The organism is Winogradskyella costae (genome assembly GCF_013403865.1).
Classification (GTDB): domain Bacteria; phylum Bacteroidota; class Bacteroidia; order Flavobacteriales; family Flavobacteriaceae; genus Winogradskyella; species Winogradskyella costae.
Genome location: NZ_JABFDK010000003.1, coordinates 155,586 through 172,603, shown reverse-complemented (window position 1 = coordinate 172,603; position 17,018 = coordinate 155,586). Strand labels below are relative to the sequence as shown.

The following is a 17,018-nucleotide window of genomic DNA, read 5'->3' as shown; positions in this document are numbered from 1 at the left end:
ATCATCTTAAGAATAAGCTTTTAAATAAATGTGTAAAGTCTTTAATTTTAGTGGTGTCAAGATATAGAATCATCATCAAGAGATATGATCATTTTTAACAAATCGCTTCGCATACTGTTTGGTAAAATGAGCACCAAACAATAAAATTAAACAGGAATAAGAAACCCACAGCATAATTAAAATAATAGATCCTGCTGCACCATAAGTCGATCCTGGTTCCATAGTATTAAAGTATAACGCCAAAAGGTACTTCCCTATTAAAAACATAAGGGTCGTTAATGCAGCTCCTGAACGTACAGATTTCCATGAAATCTTAGCCGACGGTAAATACTTAAACATCGTCGCAAACAACACATAAATAAAGGTTAAGGACACTAAAAAGTCTACTACAAATAAATAATCGAATAAATTATCTGGCAAAAATCGGTTCAGTTGCCTACTAAAGGTGCTCAGCAATGAAGTTAACACAAAACTGGTTAACAATAAAAATCCTAAAATTAATATAAATCCAAAACTCTTCACACGACTCATCAACGTAGCTACAAAATCATTTTTGTACGCTGGCTCTTGCTCCCATATTTTATCTAAGGCCGATTGCAACTGAAAAAACACTCCTGTAGATCCATACAATAAGGTTCCAATACCAATCACCGTAGCAAATACTGAAGTCTTTTCACCACTCTGGTTTTCAATCATCGTTTTTATAGCATCTGCTGCATCTGCTCCAATTGCTCCAGATATCTCACCTAACAACTCTCCTCTTACAATCTCTTCTCCCCAAACAGCACCAACCACTTTTAAAATAATAATAACCAAGGCTGGTAAAGAAAGCACAGCGTAATATGCCACAATAGCACTCAGCTGAAATGGTTCTCCGTTTAACCAAGCCTTACCAGTATCCACTAATAATCGTGGTAAGTATTTAATTTTAAATGTTTTGGTTTCGTTCATAGGACATCAATATAAAATAAAAACGCAAAGCCAATATCGACTTTACGTTTTATATAGGTTTAGAAGTATTAAGCCTCTCCTCTAGCCGGATAATCTTTATTTAATACAAATTTTATAGCATTAATAATATCATCTAATTCTGGTCTTGCAAATGGCATGGTTTGTATTGATGCACAATACAATTCTTGGTTTGGTCTAATAATAAACAGTCCAGGTTCAATAAACGTTTCTGGCTCATCCTTAATTCCTTTCGAAATAAATAAGCCCCATTTACGCGCTTCTTCTATGGGGAACTCATAACCCAAAGGCACATCAGCAATATCCCATTCGTCGTATGTTTTCTTCGCGATGGCCTCGGTGTCACTACTAACCGCGATAACATTCACGCCCAAATCATGAAACTTGGACAATTTAGGTTGTAATTCTTCTAAGTATTTTTTACACACCGGACAGTGAAGACCCCTGTAAACAATTAATAAGGTAAAGGCATCTGGGTTCTGTTTGCTCAGTTTCCATTCCGTACCGTTCACTAAACTAATGGTTAAATCTGGTGTTTGTTGTCTTGGTTTTAACATGTCTTTTATATTTTAAATTATATAAACTTAATTCTTAAGCTTGTCAATGGTATAAAATTAAAAAGATCCCAAAGCATTCATTACCGCATTTGGTAATATTATTAATGGTAATGGAAAGAATTACTCATCCAATTCGCTCACCACTGCCCTATTTCTATTTACGGCAATATTTATCACATTACCGTTAAATGAATCCTACAATAGATTGCAATTTAGTGCTCAGTAAATTAAGGATTAAAAAAATTGAACTTATGAAGTTAAAGAATAGTACAATAATTATTACGGGAGCATCAAGTGGAATCGGAGAAGCTACAGCAAAAAAACTAGCGAAAGATGGAGCTCAAGTCGTATTAATGGCAAGACGAAAAGATAAATTAGAGGATTTAAAACAGGCTATTGAAAAAGATGGAGGAACCGCTCTTGTCGTTTCAGGCGATGTCACAAAAAAGAAAGATTTTGACCATGTGGTGTCAAAAGCCATTGAAACTTATGGCAAAATCAATGGCTTAATTAATAATGCAGGACTAATGCCCTTGTCTTTTGTTGAAAAACTGAAAACAGATGAATGGGAACAAATGGTCGATGTTAATATAAAAGGTGTTCTCAACGGTGTGGCCGCAGTGCTTCCCAAACTAAAAGAGAATAAAGGAGGGCATATCATTAATATCTCATCAATGGCTGCGCATCGGTATTTCCCTGGAGGTGCCGTATACTGTGCCACTAAGACGGCGGTAAAAATGTTTTCGGAAGGCTTAAGACAAGAATTAGCTCCTAAATATGGTATTAACGTAACGTCTATTGAACCTGGCGCTGTGGCTACAGAGTTAACCGATACCATTACAGATGAAGATATTCAGGAGACGATGAAGAAAATGCAAGAGATGACCACCTTAGAGGCTGAGGATATTGCCAATGCCATTCATTATGCATTATTGCAACCAAGCCGTGTAAATATTAATGATATCTATTTGGTGCCAAGCGAACAACAATAAAAAAAATGATTAAAGCTTAAAAAAGAAATTGAAATTATGGAAACGAAAATAAAAGAAGATACATTCACAACAACCAATCCTGCCACCGGCAAAGAATTAGCATCATATACCTATATGACGGATGATCAGGTAGAATCAACAGTAAAGAAATCACACGAAGCTTTCCAAAAATGGAAGATGAAGTCCTTTGAAGAACGCGGAAAAATTATAAAAGCAATAGGAAAAGAATTGCAAAACCATAAAACGGAATTAGCAGCATTAATGACGGATGAAATGGGAAAACTTCTCAAACAAAGCCATCAAGAAGTTGATTTATGTTCGGGTATCTGTGATTACTCTGCAGACAATGCTGCGGAGTTCCTTAAAAGTGAAGAACGCGAATTACAAGATGGTAGCAAAGGTATTATTACCTATGCACCGATAGGTGTCATTTATGGTATACAACCTTGGAATTACCCATCATATCAAGTCATACGTTATAGCATCGTCAACCTCATGGCAGGAAATAGTGTGTTATTAAAACATGCGTCTAATGTCACAGGGACAGCGAAACTGTTAGAATCGATATTCAAAGCAGCAGGCTTACCTGAAGACTTATTTAGTGTAATGGTAATTAATCATGAGCAATCCGATGAACTCATTAAGCATAAATTAATAAGAGGAATAACCTTAACCGGAAGTCCTGTTGCTGGTGAAGCTATAGGTGAAAAAGCCGGAAAAGCTCTAAAAAAATCAGTGCTAGAATTGGGTAGTAACGATGCGTATATTGTGCTTGAAGATGCGGATATAGAGCTCGCCGTAAAAACTTGTGTTATGGGCCGAATTTATAATAATGGTGAAACTTGTATTGCTGCAAAACGTTTTATTGTTGTAGAATCGGTATATAATGACTTTAAAGACGGTTTTGTAAAAGCAATGAAAGAATTAAAACTTGGAGATCCTACAGATAAATCTACTAAGTTAGGCCCGATTGCACGAGAAGATTTAAGGGAAACATTACACGAACAAGTTGAAAAAAGTGTAAAAAATGGAGCTAAAGTACTTTGTGGTGGTAAAATGCCAGATGGTGATGGTTATTTTTACCCAGCTACGGTATTAGAAAATGTAACTAAGGGGCAACCGGCTTATGATGATGAACTCTTTGGGCCTGTAGCTGCGCTTATCAAAGCTGAAGATGAAGACGATGCCATGCGTATTGCCAATGATAGTCGCTTTGGACTTGGTGGTGGTATTTTCTCAAAAGATGTTGATCACGCTATAGAACTAGCTGAAAAGTATTTTGATACAGGAATGGTATTCATTAATAAATTCGGAACAGCTTATCCTAATATGCCTTTTGGTGGAGTTAAAGATTCTGGATATGGACGCGAACATGGTGGCTTCGGTATGAAAGAATTCGTTAACGTAAAATCTATAATGATCGGAAAATAATAGGATCACAATATAAATCATGTAAAAAGCCCATCACATTGTGATGGGCTTTTATAACTGAGGTTAAGCGATATATTAGATAACTTTTACGTTGACTGCGTTTAAACCTTTTTTGCTTTCTGTAAGATCAAATTCTACTTGGTCTCCCTCACGAATTTCATCGATTAATCCAGAAATATGGACAAAATGTTCTTTGTTAGAACCTTCTTCTGTAATAAAACCAAAACCTTTAGTGTCATTGAAGAATTTTACTGTTCCTGTACTCATAATAATATTATATTTAATTTTTAATAATTACTTAGTAGTATTCAAATATGATGCCACAAATGATTTAAGGTTAATCGTCCGATTTTTAAGTGCTTACAAACAGCTTATCGAAAAAACAGAGAACTACAACAAACAAATTATACAGCTGAGTCATAAGCGTATAACTTTGTCCGCAGATCTCCCTCTATCTATTAAATCTCGATATTATGGAAACAAAATTCTCATTGTTTAACCAGATTAATAGTTTATGTTACTGGTTATTAGTCTCAAGCGATTACAGAACTTCAGTTAATCTAGATGCTGAAAACGACACGTATAGTGTTTGTATAAAACATTGTGGTGTAGAGCTATATGCTAATAGCATTAAAGGGTTTAGTAAAAGAAATGCTACCTTCTTAGAACACGAATTAGATGGAATGGTGGCTGGTTTATTACAATTAAAACAAAATGTAGAGCATAAATCAGCTTAATATTTAAATCCTAGTTTAATTTTACAATAATAACGTCAGTTCGAGTGAATTTGCCTTAGGAAATTTGTATCGAGAACTATTTGTACTAAAGAACTTCTCGATACAAAATTCGAAAAAAAAGAATTTCACTCGAAGTGACATCAGTGTACTTATTAAAAAATGATTAATCTAGCGCGCTAGTTTTCTAAGCGCCACCCACTGCTTCAACATTTCTCTAGAGTCAACTGCAGGATATCCCAAAACGGTTTTTCCGGCGGCGACATCATTCATAACTCCAGAACCAGCACCAACAGTAGCACCAGAATGAATTGTGGTATGATCTTTAATAGACGCTGAACCACCTATAACAACACCGTCACCTAAAGTTACTGAACCTGCAAGTCCAGAACTTCCTGCCATAATACAAGAGCGGCCAAGCACACAGTTATGTGCTATTTGAACCAAGTTATCAATCTTACAGCCATCTCCTAAAATTGTAGAACTGAATTTACCACGATCTACACAAGAATTGGCTCCTATCTCTACAGCATTACCGATTACAACATTACCAATATGTGGAATCTTAACTAAGCCTCTACCATCATCACTTGGACGATATCCAAAACCGTCGGCTCCAATGCTCACATTACTATGAAAAATACAGTGACTTCCTATAACGGAACGCTCTCTAATTACGGTACCAGACCAAATTGTGGTATAGTCTCCAACAGTTGTTTCGTCTAAAATAGTAACATTAGGATAGATAGTAACATTCTCACCTAAAACTACATCTATACCAATATAAGAACCAGCTCCAACTCTACTACCTTTACCTATTTTCGCCGTTGAATCAATAATAGCAGAAGGATGAATTTCAGTTTCAAAATGAGGTGTAGTAGGCGTAAAAGACTCAAGTAATTTGGCCATTGTTAAATCGGCATTCTTTACTTTTATAAACACACGATTCTCACCTGGTTCAATATCAATGTTATCATTTACAATTGCCAAACTCGCTTTAGAATCTTTCCAAAGGGCTGCAAACTTTCGATTACCAATGAAGGTCGCCTGATTTTCAGTCGCTTTTTGAATTTGTTCTAATCCTGTGATTTTATGTGTAGTTGTGCCTACAACTTCGCCATTTACAAAGGCGTTAATGTCTTCTATTGTGAATGATATCATGGGTATAAAATTGTATGTTTATTATTAGACACACAATATAATACTAATAAATGAAAATGACGTCCGTCATGCTTTGAAGAATTCAATCATTTGAAATGATTTCTCGTCTTTTACAGAACGTAATACGTATGGATATGCCCTTATATTCTAAAACATTAGTTTAAGTAATTTTAAAGCACGAAAAATTGCATAAAGAACCGCTTGTAAACACATGGTTTTTTAAGATAAACTTCTAGAAAAATAAATTACACTTAAAGTGATGTCAATCTATAAAATACTGAGATTGCCATTCCGGAGAAGGCAGGAATCCACCATACAACAGAATAATAACTATGTAACAATAATACTAAATAGAAATTTCCTTAAAGCTTATCCCTAATGCCTTCTGAAGATCCAAAACTTTTTGCATTTCACCAGGAATAATTAATGCAATTGATTGCCCGGTTTTACCAGCTCTTGCTGTTCTTCCACTTCTATGGGTATAATACTCTAAATGTTCTGGTAATTGGTGGTGTAATATAAAAGCTAAATTATTAACATCAATACCTCGTGCAGAAACGTCTGTAGAAATTAAAACTTGTAAGTTTTCATTCTTAAAAGCGCGCATAACTTTATCGCGTTCCTTTTGTTGCATATCACCTTCTAAAGCGCCGACAGCAAAACCTTCCTTTTGTAGTTGATGTGCTAACGCTTGTGTACCAGCCTTAGTTTTACAAAAAATGATACCTCGTTCATCCTGACGTTTATCTAAGATTTGAGTGATTAAATTTACTTTATCTTTTATTGACGTGTGTATATAGTGATGTGAAATATTTTCGTTAACCAAAGCATTTTTGTTGACTTCTACACGAACCGCGTCTTTAGCCATATAGTTTTTAACGATGTTTTTAATTTCGTCTGGCATTGTTGCTGAAAATAGCCATGTGTTTCTTTTCTTAGTATTGTATTGTAAAATCTTGGTTAAGTCTTCTTTAAAACCCATACTCAACATTTCATCCGCTTCATCTAAAACTAAGATTTTTACGTTTGAAATATCAACTGCACCACGTTCTACTAAATCGAGTAAACGTCCTGGAGTAGCGACTACAATGTGTGTTGTTCTAGTTAGATTTTTAATCTGACGGTCTATTTTTTCACCGCCATAAACACCTTCGGAGAAAATCTTTTGATCAATATATTTTGTAAACCGGAAGAGTTGTTTTTGTATTTGTTGTACCAATTCACGCGTTGGAGCGATAATTAAAGCTTGGACATCAGAATCATTAGTATCTATAGCGTGTAGCACAGGTAAGCCAAAAGCAGCCGTTTTCCCTGTTCCTGTTTGTGCTAAACCTATTAAATCTGTTTTAGATTTTAATAACACAGGAATGACCGATTCTTGTATTTCCGTTGGATTTACAATATTAAGTTCTTTCAGTCCTTTGATATAATTCTTGTGTATTCCTAATTCTGAAAATGATGCCATAGTATTTTTATTATGTTGCAAAGGTACTTCGCCTGTTTTGTAATTCTTTAGAATTAAGTAGAAAATTAAAATATGAGGTTCTAGAATTCAATTTAAAACTCTACTTTAACTTCACCTACCAACTGATAGGTCGGTAATCCTTTAAGAATTTACCAGACCAATGTTTACCGGTATTGATTCCATCAAATAATGGATCCATAACACGAGCAGCACCGTCAACAATATCTAAAGGTGGTTGAAAATCGTGTAGGTCTTGTTTGCGTTTTGCCAATTCAGCAGGATCTTCGTCAGTTACCCAACCAGTATCAACCGCATTCATATATATCCCTTCTTTAGCTAAACTACCAGCAGCAGTATGCGTTAACATATTTAAAGCGGCTTTAGCCATATTGGTATGTGGATGACGATCTTCTTTAAAAAAAGAATGAAACTTCCCCTCCATTGCTGAAACATTGATAATGTGTTTTTTACCTGTGTTATCTTTCTTCATTACTTCAGATAGACGATTACACAAAACAAATGGTGCTACAGAATTTACAAGTTGTACCTCAATCATTTCAGTGGTTTCAATTTCACCTAATTTAAGTCTCCAACTGTTGGTTTTTCTTAAATCTACTTGTTGTAAATCGGCATCCAATTTCCCTTCAGGAAACACCTCCTGAGACACCAATGTATTATCAAAACTATAAGGAATCTGCGATAATTTAGCTGATGAACGCAAACCAATACCCGGCTCTGGTCCATGCCAAGTTACAGGCATATTTTTATTGGGCGAAGCTCCAGAAGTTAATTCTTGTAACTCCACTAAGCATTCGGTATGATCGTTTAATAAATCGCGTGCAAACTTAGGCAATGCTTTTATTGGTCGTTCTTCATTTGGCATCAAATGACTGTAAAAACCTGCTGGTCTTCTCACCGTTTGTGCCGCATTATTAATAAGGATATCAAGCTTTTCGTAACGTTGTTCTATAAAATTACAGAAGATTTCTACACTTGGGATATGCCTTAAATCGAGACCATGAATTTTTAGACGATGTCCCCATTCTGTAAAGTCTTCCTCTTTAGAAAAACGCAACGCAGAATCTACAGGAAAACGCGTAGTCGCAATAACCGTAGCTCCTCCACGTAATAACATAAGAGTAATATGATAACCAATTTTTAGTCGAGACCCTGTAATGACAGCCACTTGACCTTTAACATCAGCGGTTTGAAAACGTTTCGCATAGTTAAAATCACCACAGTCTTCGCACATCGTATCATAAAAATGATGCAACTTGGTGAATAGTGTTTTACAAACGTAGCAGTTTCTTGGAGATTCGAGTTCTAACTGCTCCTTAGCTTTTAAATCGGCTTCTGGTAACAATTTAGGAGCAACGAAAACATGTGCTTCTCGTGCACTACGAATTCCGGTAACTTTTCGAGCATTTTTATCCCTAGCCGCTTTCTTTCGCTTTTCTGCTTTTTTAGCATCCTTTTTACGACGCGAAAACTCTTCTCTACTTGGACGCGATAATTGTCCGGAAGCTTTAATTAGAGCAGTACGCTGTGGTTTCGGAATTTCGAATATCTGATCCGTATCAGTAACTAACCGTTCTAAAATAGAAATGCAGTTTTCAATCTCTTGGATTGAAATCTCTTCTGTCTTTTCTGATGTATCGTTACTCATAACTATATAAGGACTACGTGTTGCGTTATATTAAGCGTCTTGAAGTTCTTTCTTAGACTTTCTATAGATGTAAGAATTGAAGATACTTCGTCTAGCAAAACGCATTTGTTTATCTGAATTTAAAAATTTGATAAACACACCTTTAGGCACACCGAAATACTCGTATGTGGCTCCATCTAAAAATGTAATTTCTAATAACAAACCTTTATGTTGAAAGTCTACAATGCTAGAATCTGTGATTGTTGCAGTATACTCCTCTAAGTTTGCTGCTTTGGTTTCTGGCGCAATACTTACTAAAAAATGATAACCATCAATGATTTCAACACTCTTTAATTCTGCTTCTTCTTGTCCAGCATCTCCATCTTGAAATTTATCAGGATGCCATTCTTTTACTAAGTTTCTATAGGTCTTTTTTAAATCTTTAAGATTAATTGAATCTTCTATGGAAAAAAGCTTTTTGTATTGACTAATGCGTTTCATTTTTAGTATTTTAAAATAAGGCGCAAAATTACGCTATTTTATAATACAAAATATATTTAATTCTTTTTATTATAAACCTTTAATCTTCAGGTGGAAATCCGTGTATTTCTTCGAATTTTTCATCAAAATTAGTTCTTAAGTATGCACTTAATTTTTTCTGATAATCATCTTTTAGCCATTTTAGGAAGTTATAAGTACTTCTACTAATACATTTGGCATAAGTTTCAATACGCTGGTTGATGTCATCTTTCAATAATTTTGCCAAGGCTAATGCATCATAAACGTCTTCACTGTTTTCAATGCAAATTTTAGCATGTTGTTCTATAGAACGTTCTAATACTACCTTTGAAGATTCACCACTATCTACAGCATCTTTATAAGTTTGCTTAATGTCAAAATAGGTGTCTTCAGACTTAGAAAATTCCTCTTTAACTTCATCCGATAAATCGTGTTTAAAAGTAGATTCAATAGCATCATCATCCTTAATGCGATCTGCGTACCAATTGGGTGATTTAAAAATTAACTGCCAATCTAAATCTGCTCCCCACGGTCCAAATCTATATAAATTGTTTCCTAAATCAATAGTTGTAAATTTCGACTTATTATTCAAAATACGAGATCCACGACCAATCATTTGGTAATATAAAGTCAATGATTTTGTTGCTCTATTTAAAATAATTGTATCAATCGTAGGTTCATCAAAACCAGTTGTTAAAATACTTACAGAAGTTAAAATAGCATCTGGGGTTTCATGAAACCACTGTAAAATCTGCTTACGTTGTTTCTTTGTCGCCGTATTATCTAAGTGCATAACCGGCAAATCCGCTTCCTTAAATGCATAATATACATTTATAGACGTGTTAATACCGTTATTAAATATTAAAGCTTTCTTACCTAATGAATGCTTCTTATAAGCATCTACTAATTTTTGAAGCATTGCAGGACTCGAATATAAATCTTCAGACGATTTTACCGTATAATCCCCGTTAGAACCTACTTCTAAAGAGGTTAAACCCATATCGTAAGCATATGTTTCTGCTCTTGCCAAAAACTCATTTTCTATAAGGTTCTCAATAGTTTCTCCTGTAATAAGTTCATCGTAGTTATCCTTCATTGGCAACTCCTTATTAGAACTTAATGGCGTTGCTGTAACTCCAAGAATAAATGATTTTTCAAAAAACTTAAATAATTTTGTAAATGAATTATAATGCGCCTCATCAATAATTACCAAACCGACATCAGATATATCTAACATACTGTCATTTAGTCGGTTATTCAAAGTTTCAACCATAGCAACAAAACAGGAGTACTCTGCTTGGTCATCTAAATTAGCCTTACTATTTACTACTTTATTAGTCACTCCAAAGCCATCCAACATTTTAGACGTTTGGTTACAAAGTTCCACTCGGTGCGTCATTATTAAAACCTTCTTATTATGGTTTTTAAGGTATTGACGTACCATTTCAGAGAAAATAACCGTTTTACCACCACCTGTAGGTAACTGATATAATAAGTGATAGTCGTCGCGTTCTGAATCAAACTTTTCGAAAATCTGGCTTATCGCACCTTGTTGATAGTCATATAATTCTTTATCGGTTTTTTTTTCTTGAACAGCTGATTTCGTTACTGACATAAATTTCTTTTCGGATTATTTTAGAAGTTGCAAATTTACAACACTTTGGTACACAAAAAAAGTCTCAGGTCAATTGATACGTATCAAATTTCAGGAAAATGAGATTTTTATAGTTAAAAAAAACATCTAAAAATTAAAATTTTGACTTTGAAATAATAATTATTCTATATTTACGTTTCATCATTTTATCCGGTTATTTTTCCCCTCTATGAAATACATTTTTTTTAGTATTGCCCTTTTGTATGGTTCATTATTTATCAGCGCACAAAACGATTCATTACAACCTTCATTAAAGATAGAACTACCAACCTATAAACTCAATTTAGGTCCAATTATAGAAACTATTGAAATTCCGTTAGTTGCAAAAAAAGCATCAGAAATTGATATTAAATCAGATCATTGGGACACAACTTTACATAATCCTTACGCGGATACGGTGCAACAATTTCCTTTAGAATTAAACTTTACTGACAGCACTTATGCATCTCCAGTTCCACACACTAAAGTAGTGACATCGCGATATGGTTGGCGAAGAGGCCGAGCACATAATGGTATTGATATCGATCTAGTAACAGGAGATTCTGTGGTGTCTATATTAAGTGGAATTGTACGCTTTGCTAAATATGCCAATGGATTTGGAAATACGATTGTGGTGCGTCATTATAATGGCTTAGAATCTACCTACGCTCATTTATCTTATATTGATGTTAAAGCAAATGACACCATAACAAAAGGTCAATATATAGGAAAAGGTGGCAATACCGGAAACTCTAGAGGTAGCCATCTTCACTTAGAATTGAGTTATAAAGGAGAGCAGATTCACCCGGAATATCTTTTTGATTTTTCCTCTAAAAATGCGATTCGATCAGAGCAAGTTTGGGTAACTCAAAAGTGGACACATGCGAGATACCACAACTCAAGAACAGTGAGCAAGGTTAAGCTCATAAAATCAGCAGATGAAGCCGCATTGGTAAATTTAGCTAGACAACCTAAACTATATGTGGTGCAAAAGGGAGATACGCTTTATGCCATTTCGAGACGTAATAATATGTCTTTATCAAGACTTTGCGAAACCAACGCAATTAAACAAACGTCTCCTTTAAAAATTGGACAAAAATTAGTCTTAGAACTCTAAAAAAAATACGCTTTTCATTTATAAATTTCTGTATTTTCGCACTCCTTAAATTCATATTTTTTGAAAGTCTGTATTGCCGAAAAACCAAGTGTTGCTAGAGAAATCGCCTCTGTGTTAGGAGCTACCACCAAACGTGATGGCTATTATGAGGGCAATGGCTACGCTGTAACCTATACTTTTGGGCATCTCTGCACGTTATTTGAACCTGTTGACTATAAACCCTATTGGAAAAGTTGGGATTTAAACAACTTACCTATGCTTCCTGAAAAATTTGAAGTTAAAGTGGCTAATAATGATGGAATTAAGAAGCAATTCAAAATTGTAAAAAGTTTATTTGACAAAGCAGATGTTGTCATTAACTGTGGTGATGCCGGCCAAGAAGGAGAACTCATTCAACGTTGGGTGATTAATAAAGCCAACTACAAAGGGAAGGTAGAACGTCTTTGGATTTCGTCTTTAACAACTGAAGCCATCAAAGAAGGTTTTAATAATCTTAAACCTTCTGAAAATTACGACAATCTTTATTATGCTGGTTTTTCACGCTCTATTGGTGACTGGCTTCTGGGGATTAACGCTACGCGACTCTACACTGTAAAACATGGCGGTTATAAGCAAGTACTGTCTGTTGGACGTGTTCAGACCCCTACCCTCGCAATGCTTGTAAATCGTTTTAAAGAGATTGAGAACTTTGTACCACAACCCTATTGGGAATTGCAAACACTTTATAGAGATACGCTGTTTAGCTATGAAGAAGGCCGTTTTTTAAAAATGGAAGATGGTGAAATTTTAGCAAAAAAAGTTAAAGAGCACGACTTTGAAATCGTTTCTATCACTAAAAAGAAAGGAACAGAATATGCTCCAAAATTATTTGATTTAACAGGATTGCAAGTTTACTGTAACACGAAATTTGGATTTTCAGCTGATGATACCCTAAAAATTGCACAGAAATTATACGAAAAAAAAGCTGTAACCTATCCTAGAGTAGATACTACATTTTTACCGAATGATGTGTACCCAAAAGTTAATGGTATTTTATCTAAATTAACTGATTACTCAACATTTACAGCCCCCTTATTAAACAAAAAGATAAAGAAGTCTTCACGCGTCTTTAATGATAAAAAAGTAACGGACCACCATGCGATCATTCCAACAGGGATGCAAACACATTTGCAATATAACGAGCAGCAAGTTTATGATATTATCGTTAAACGTTTTATCGCTGTTTTTTATGATGATTGTAAGGTATCCAATACCACCGTTATCGGAAAAGCAGCTGATGTTAATTTTAAAACTACAGGAAAAGAAATTTTGTCTAAAGGCTGGCGTGTTGTTTTTGAGAAGAAAGATGCCTCAACTGTTCCTAGTCAAACAAAAGATAGTCTACTACCGTCCTTTGTTAAAGGTGAAAAAGGTCCGCATGAACCATCCTTTTTAGAAAAGCAGACTAAAGCTCCCAACCAATATACAGAAGCGACATTACTGCGTGCTATGGAAACAGCAGGTAAACAAGTTGAAGATGAAGAACTAAGAGACTTAATGAAAGAAAACGGTATTGGTCGTCCGTCGACACGCGCCAATATTATTGAGACGCTGTTTAGGCGTAAGTACATTAAACGAAATAAAAAGCAAATTCTACCAACTATTACGGGTATTCAATTGATAGACACCATTCAAAATGAGCTCTTAAAATCTGCAGAACTTACTGGAACGTGGGAAAAGCAATTAAAAGATATTGAAAAAGGAGAATACACGGCAAGCGCATTTATAAAAGGCATGAAACGTATGGTTGATGCTTTAGTATATGAAGTGAGAAGTGAAAAGGTTCAAACACGAATTTCAGCAGTTAACAACAAGCCTGCTGGGAAAACGAAATCAAAGTCGAAAACAAAAACGACAGCTTTAGTTGGCAGTTCTTGTCCTAAATGTAAAACGGGGTCACTTTTAAAAGGAAAAACCGCATATGGTTGTAGTCTTTATAGCAAGTCTTGTGATTTTACCTTACCATTTAGCTTAGGCGAAAAGAAAATATCTGAAAAACAATATATTCGGTTAATTACTAAAGGCTCTACAGTAAACTTAAAAGGCTTTAAGGTTAAAGGAAATTCACAAGAAGGGTTACTCCGTTTTACGGACAACTTTAAACTGAAGTTTGAACCAAAGCAAACTATTAAGAAACCAGCACTCAAAGCTGGAGACGTTTGTCCGAAATGCAAAACAGGGCAAGTTCTGCAAGGTAAAACTGCTTTCGGTTGCAGTAACTATAAGCGTGGTTGTGATTTTAGAGTTAACTTTTAATTGATTTTATAGGAATATAAAAATCCTCTTCAGAATCATGACTACCATTTTTATACTTTTCTCCCATCACCTGAAAATGCGGCCGATCATCAATCGCGTAGCCAGAATTTTCTAACCACTTAGACATTATGTTTTCATAAGTCAACCTAGCATCGGTCCCTTTATGAAGAAACACGGCATATTTACCACTAGGAATTGTAAATTTTTTCAGATTTTGTGGTATAGAATTAAAATCATCGACTTCAGCACATGCCCAAATATCAAAGTCCTGTTTTGGATCACCGTTTTTATCCAAGCTAAAGACTTGCATAGCTATTAATTTTTCAGAAACACAATTATCTAATTCTTGTTTTCTTGGCATAAACTGTTTCCAAAGCGCTACTATTTTATGTTGTTCATGTAATTTAATTCTTGTAGATAACCCTATCACATTAATTTGAGAGGATTCTATTAGTTTAGGGTGCATAGTAATTTGATAAAGAAAAAATAAATATATAAAAAAAGCACAAGTGTTTAAACTTGTGCTTCAAAGAATTAGTATTAACACCAACCAAACATTACAAACTAATTCTTTATTTGAGTAAAAAAAAATTACATTCCTGGCAATACTACAGTGTCAATAACATGAATTACACCGTTTGACTGGTTAACATCTGCAATTGTAACCATAGATTTATTACCTGCACTATCTTTTAAAACTAGTGCCTTACCATCCATCATTGCTGTTATCATATCACCGTTAACTGTTTTAAACGTTGCCTTTCCATTACCTTTTTTTATGGCTTTCATAATTTCTTTGCCACTAAATTTACCAGCAAGGACATGATATGTTAATACCGATTGAAGTTTCCCTTTGTTTTCAGGTTTCAATAATGATGTAACTGTACCTTCAGGTAGTTTATCAAAAGCTGCATTAGTTGGAGCAAACACAGTAAAAGGGCCTTCGCCTTGTAGCGTTTCTACTAATTCTGCAGCCTTAACAGCAGCAACTAATGTTGTATGATCTTTAGAATTTACAGCATTACTAACAATGTCTTTAGTAGGGTACATCTCGGCGCCTCCAACCATCTTTGTGTCTTTTTTCATTTTGGTTTGAGCCATTGCTGTAGTTCCAAATAATAATGCGATAGCTAATGATGCTGTTGAAATAAATGTTTTCGTTTTCATAGTTTAAGTTTTAAATTAATTGTTTCTCTACCTACGAAGTTTTTTAGAGGTCGGTTTTTAAAACTTTAAAAAAATATAAAAATGATAAATTCAAAACAAAAAAAAAAAGCCACTATAGTAAACTATAATGGCTTTCAATATTTGTAATTTAAAATTATTCTGCTTGCTTTACTCTAACAGCATTCATTCCACGTTGTCCTTTCTCTAATTCGAAAGTAACTTTATCGTTTTCTGCTATTTCGTCAATAATTCCACTGACGTGCGTAAAATGCTTTTCATTAGTTTCAATATCTATGATAAATCCAAAACCTTTGGAGTTATCATAAAAAGAAACCTTTCCGTTTCTGATTGGATCAAACGGTTCTTCGTCTGACTCCTCTTTTGTAGGAATACCAAGAACAATATTCTCAGCTTTTACCTTCACCTTCATTGTTGGATCTGGAGGAGTATCTGTAAGATTACCATTATGATCTACATAAGCAATCGGGATTCCCTCTGAACCATTTTCATCTCTGTTGAGTTTACGCGCTTCCATTTTCTTGCGCTTGTCTTCTCGTTTTTTTAATCGTTTTTTTTCTTTTTCACTTTTACTAAAAGTCTGTTGTGATTTAGCCATTCGTAGTTTTAAAAATTAATATGTGTGTGTGCTTTTGAAAATATTTATAATGCAAACAAGTTAATCAACTTAACAATGAATAGTATTAAAATCTAGTAAAATAACTTAAAGAGTTATGTTATTTGTGTAGTATATCTCCAATGAACCGATGACAAAGATACAATATCTATACCAAATATTTAAATTGTTAATCATTATTCTATTTGAAAATACACAATTTACTTGCTAAATAACCATATAAAAGTCAAATAATTCTAAATTCTGACCAATTTACCAGCGTACTCCTGCTTACTAATGTCATTTCCTGTTAGCGTTAAGAATGCATTACCGTTTGGTTTCACTTCAATATTTATACTATAAGACGACATCTTAACAACAATAGAAATCTGCTGATTTTCATCGTTAACTATTGTGTTAATATCACTATTAGTCTCTTTTAAAGTATAAATTGCTTTATCTTTTGAAAAACCATGTAAAATACCTTTTACATTTAGGTTATTAATATCTATTTGATTGCTGTCACCATTGAGTATTTCTCGTTGTTGGCCATCATAGATCACGTCTGCAACAAATTGATAATGTTGCGTTTTAACTGTCGCTTTTGTATTTTGATAAGTGGTTTCAAAAGTTTCTCTTTGGCTCATTTTGGACTGAGAAGTCACGAAAGATGTAAAGGAAATACTAAAAAGCAAAGTTAATAAGAGTAATTTTTTCATG

Annotated in this window: 17 protein-coding genes; 5 read left to right on the top strand and 12 right to left on the bottom strand. The window is 34.4% G+C overall.

Annotated elements, in window-relative coordinates:
- Positions 1 to 75: 75 nt before the first annotated feature.
- Complete coding sequence (locus HM986_RS09585) at positions 76 to 951, bottom strand: YihY/virulence factor BrkB family protein (protein ID WP_179334869.1); 876 nt, start codon at positions 949 to 951, stop codon at positions 76 to 78.
- Positions 952 to 1,019: 68 nt separating this feature from the next.
- Positions 1,020 to 1,526: a redoxin domain-containing protein gene (locus HM986_RS09580; protein ID WP_179334868.1), complete on the bottom strand. Its 507-nt coding sequence runs from the start codon at positions 1,524 to 1,526 to the stop codon at positions 1,020 to 1,022.
- 251 nt (positions 1,527 to 1,777) lie between these two features.
- On the opposite strand from HM986_RS09580, the gene HM986_RS09575 reads away from it, so the two are divergent.
- Positions 1,778 to 2,518, top strand: a complete 741-nt coding sequence (locus HM986_RS09575) for an SDR family oxidoreductase (protein ID WP_179334867.1) — start codon at positions 1,778 to 1,780, stop codon at positions 2,516 to 2,518.
- 36 nt (positions 2,519 to 2,554) lie between these two features.
- Positions 2,555 to 3,949, top strand: coding sequence for an NAD-dependent succinate-semialdehyde dehydrogenase (locus tag HM986_RS09570; protein WP_179334866.1), 1,395 nt, complete (start codon positions 2,555 to 2,557; stop codon positions 3,947 to 3,949).
- 75 nt (positions 3,950 to 4,024) lie between these two features.
- Here HM986_RS09570 and HM986_RS09565 read toward each other — a convergent pair whose 3' ends face one another.
- The gene (locus HM986_RS09565; RefSeq protein WP_179334865.1) at positions 4,025 to 4,216 is read right to left on the bottom strand and encodes a cold-shock protein; all 192 of its coding nucleotides are present in this window, start codon (positions 4,214 to 4,216) and stop codon (positions 4,025 to 4,027) included.
- A 206-nt stretch (positions 4,217 to 4,422) separates the two neighbouring features.
- Here HM986_RS09565 and HM986_RS09560 point away from each other — a divergent pair, with 206 nt between their 5' ends.
- Entirely contained in the window at positions 4,423 to 4,686 is a 264-nt protein-coding gene (locus HM986_RS09560) for a hypothetical protein (protein ID WP_179334864.1), read from the top strand.
- Positions 4,687 to 4,854: 168 nt separating this feature from the next.
- On the opposite strand, the gene lpxD is transcribed toward HM986_RS09560, so the two are convergent.
- The 5 genes from lpxD to HM986_RS09535 form a co-directional block, all read right to left on the bottom strand.
- Positions 4,855 to 5,844: a UDP-3-O-(3-hydroxymyristoyl)glucosamine N-acyltransferase gene (gene lpxD / locus HM986_RS09555; RefSeq protein WP_179334863.1), complete on the bottom strand. Its 990-nt coding sequence runs from the start codon at positions 5,842 to 5,844 to the stop codon at positions 4,855 to 4,857.
- A 346-nt stretch (positions 5,845 to 6,190) separates the two neighbouring features.
- The gene (locus tag HM986_RS09550) at positions 6,191 to 7,309 is read right to left on the bottom strand and encodes a DEAD/DEAH box helicase (RefSeq protein ID WP_179334862.1); all 1,119 of its coding nucleotides are present in this window, start codon (positions 7,307 to 7,309) and stop codon (positions 6,191 to 6,193) included.
- A gap of 115 nt (positions 7,310 to 7,424) precedes the next feature.
- Entirely contained in the window at positions 7,425 to 8,975 is a 1,551-nt protein-coding gene (locus HM986_RS09545) for an SDR family NAD(P)-dependent oxidoreductase (protein ID WP_179334861.1), read from the bottom strand.
- 30 nt (positions 8,976 to 9,005) lie between these two features.
- On the bottom strand, positions 9,006 to 9,455 hold the full coding sequence (locus HM986_RS09540; protein WP_179334860.1) for a KTSC domain-containing protein: 450 nt from the start codon (positions 9,453 to 9,455) through the stop codon (positions 9,006 to 9,008).
- A 79-nt stretch (positions 9,456 to 9,534) separates the two neighbouring features.
- On the bottom strand, positions 9,535 to 11,088 hold the full coding sequence (locus HM986_RS09535) for a DEAD/DEAH box helicase (protein ID WP_179334859.1): 1,554 nt from the start codon (positions 11,086 to 11,088) through the stop codon (positions 9,535 to 9,537).
- Positions 11,089 to 11,296: 208 nt separating this feature from the next.
- Here HM986_RS09535 and HM986_RS09530 point away from each other — a divergent pair, with 208 nt between their 5' ends.
- Positions 11,297 to 12,223: a peptidoglycan DD-metalloendopeptidase family protein gene (locus HM986_RS09530; RefSeq protein ID WP_179334858.1), complete on the top strand. Its 927-nt coding sequence runs from the start codon at positions 11,297 to 11,299 to the stop codon at positions 12,221 to 12,223.
- Between the two features lie 60 nt (positions 12,224 to 12,283).
- The gene (locus HM986_RS09525; protein WP_179334857.1) at positions 12,284 to 14,518 is read left to right on the top strand and encodes a type IA DNA topoisomerase; all 2,235 of its coding nucleotides are present in this window, start codon (positions 12,284 to 12,286) and stop codon (positions 14,516 to 14,518) included.
- Here the strand turns inward: HM986_RS09525 and HM986_RS09520 are convergent.
- From HM986_RS09520 to HM986_RS09505, 4 genes are all read right to left on the bottom strand, one after another.
- The gene (locus tag HM986_RS09520; RefSeq protein ID WP_179334856.1) at positions 14,508 to 14,984 is read right to left on the bottom strand and encodes a GyrI-like domain-containing protein; all 477 of its coding nucleotides are present in this window, start codon (positions 14,982 to 14,984) and stop codon (positions 14,508 to 14,510) included. The two genes, HM986_RS09525 and HM986_RS09520, sit on opposite strands and share 11 nt — an antisense overlap.
- A 125-nt stretch (positions 14,985 to 15,109) precedes the next feature.
- Positions 15,110 to 15,685: a fasciclin domain-containing protein gene (locus HM986_RS09515; RefSeq protein ID WP_179334855.1), complete on the bottom strand. Its 576-nt coding sequence runs from the start codon at positions 15,683 to 15,685 to the stop codon at positions 15,110 to 15,112.
- Positions 15,686 to 15,839: 154 nt separating this feature from the next.
- A complete protein-coding gene (locus HM986_RS17650) occupies positions 15,840 to 16,301 on the bottom strand; it encodes a cold-shock protein (protein WP_218841420.1) in 462 nt (153 codons plus the stop codon).
- Between the two features lie 254 nt (positions 16,302 to 16,555).
- The gene (locus HM986_RS09505) at positions 16,556 to 17,017 is read right to left on the bottom strand and encodes a hypothetical protein (RefSeq protein WP_179334854.1); all 462 of its coding nucleotides are present in this window, start codon (positions 17,015 to 17,017) and stop codon (positions 16,556 to 16,558) included.
- Position 17,018: the final 1 nt, after the last annotated feature.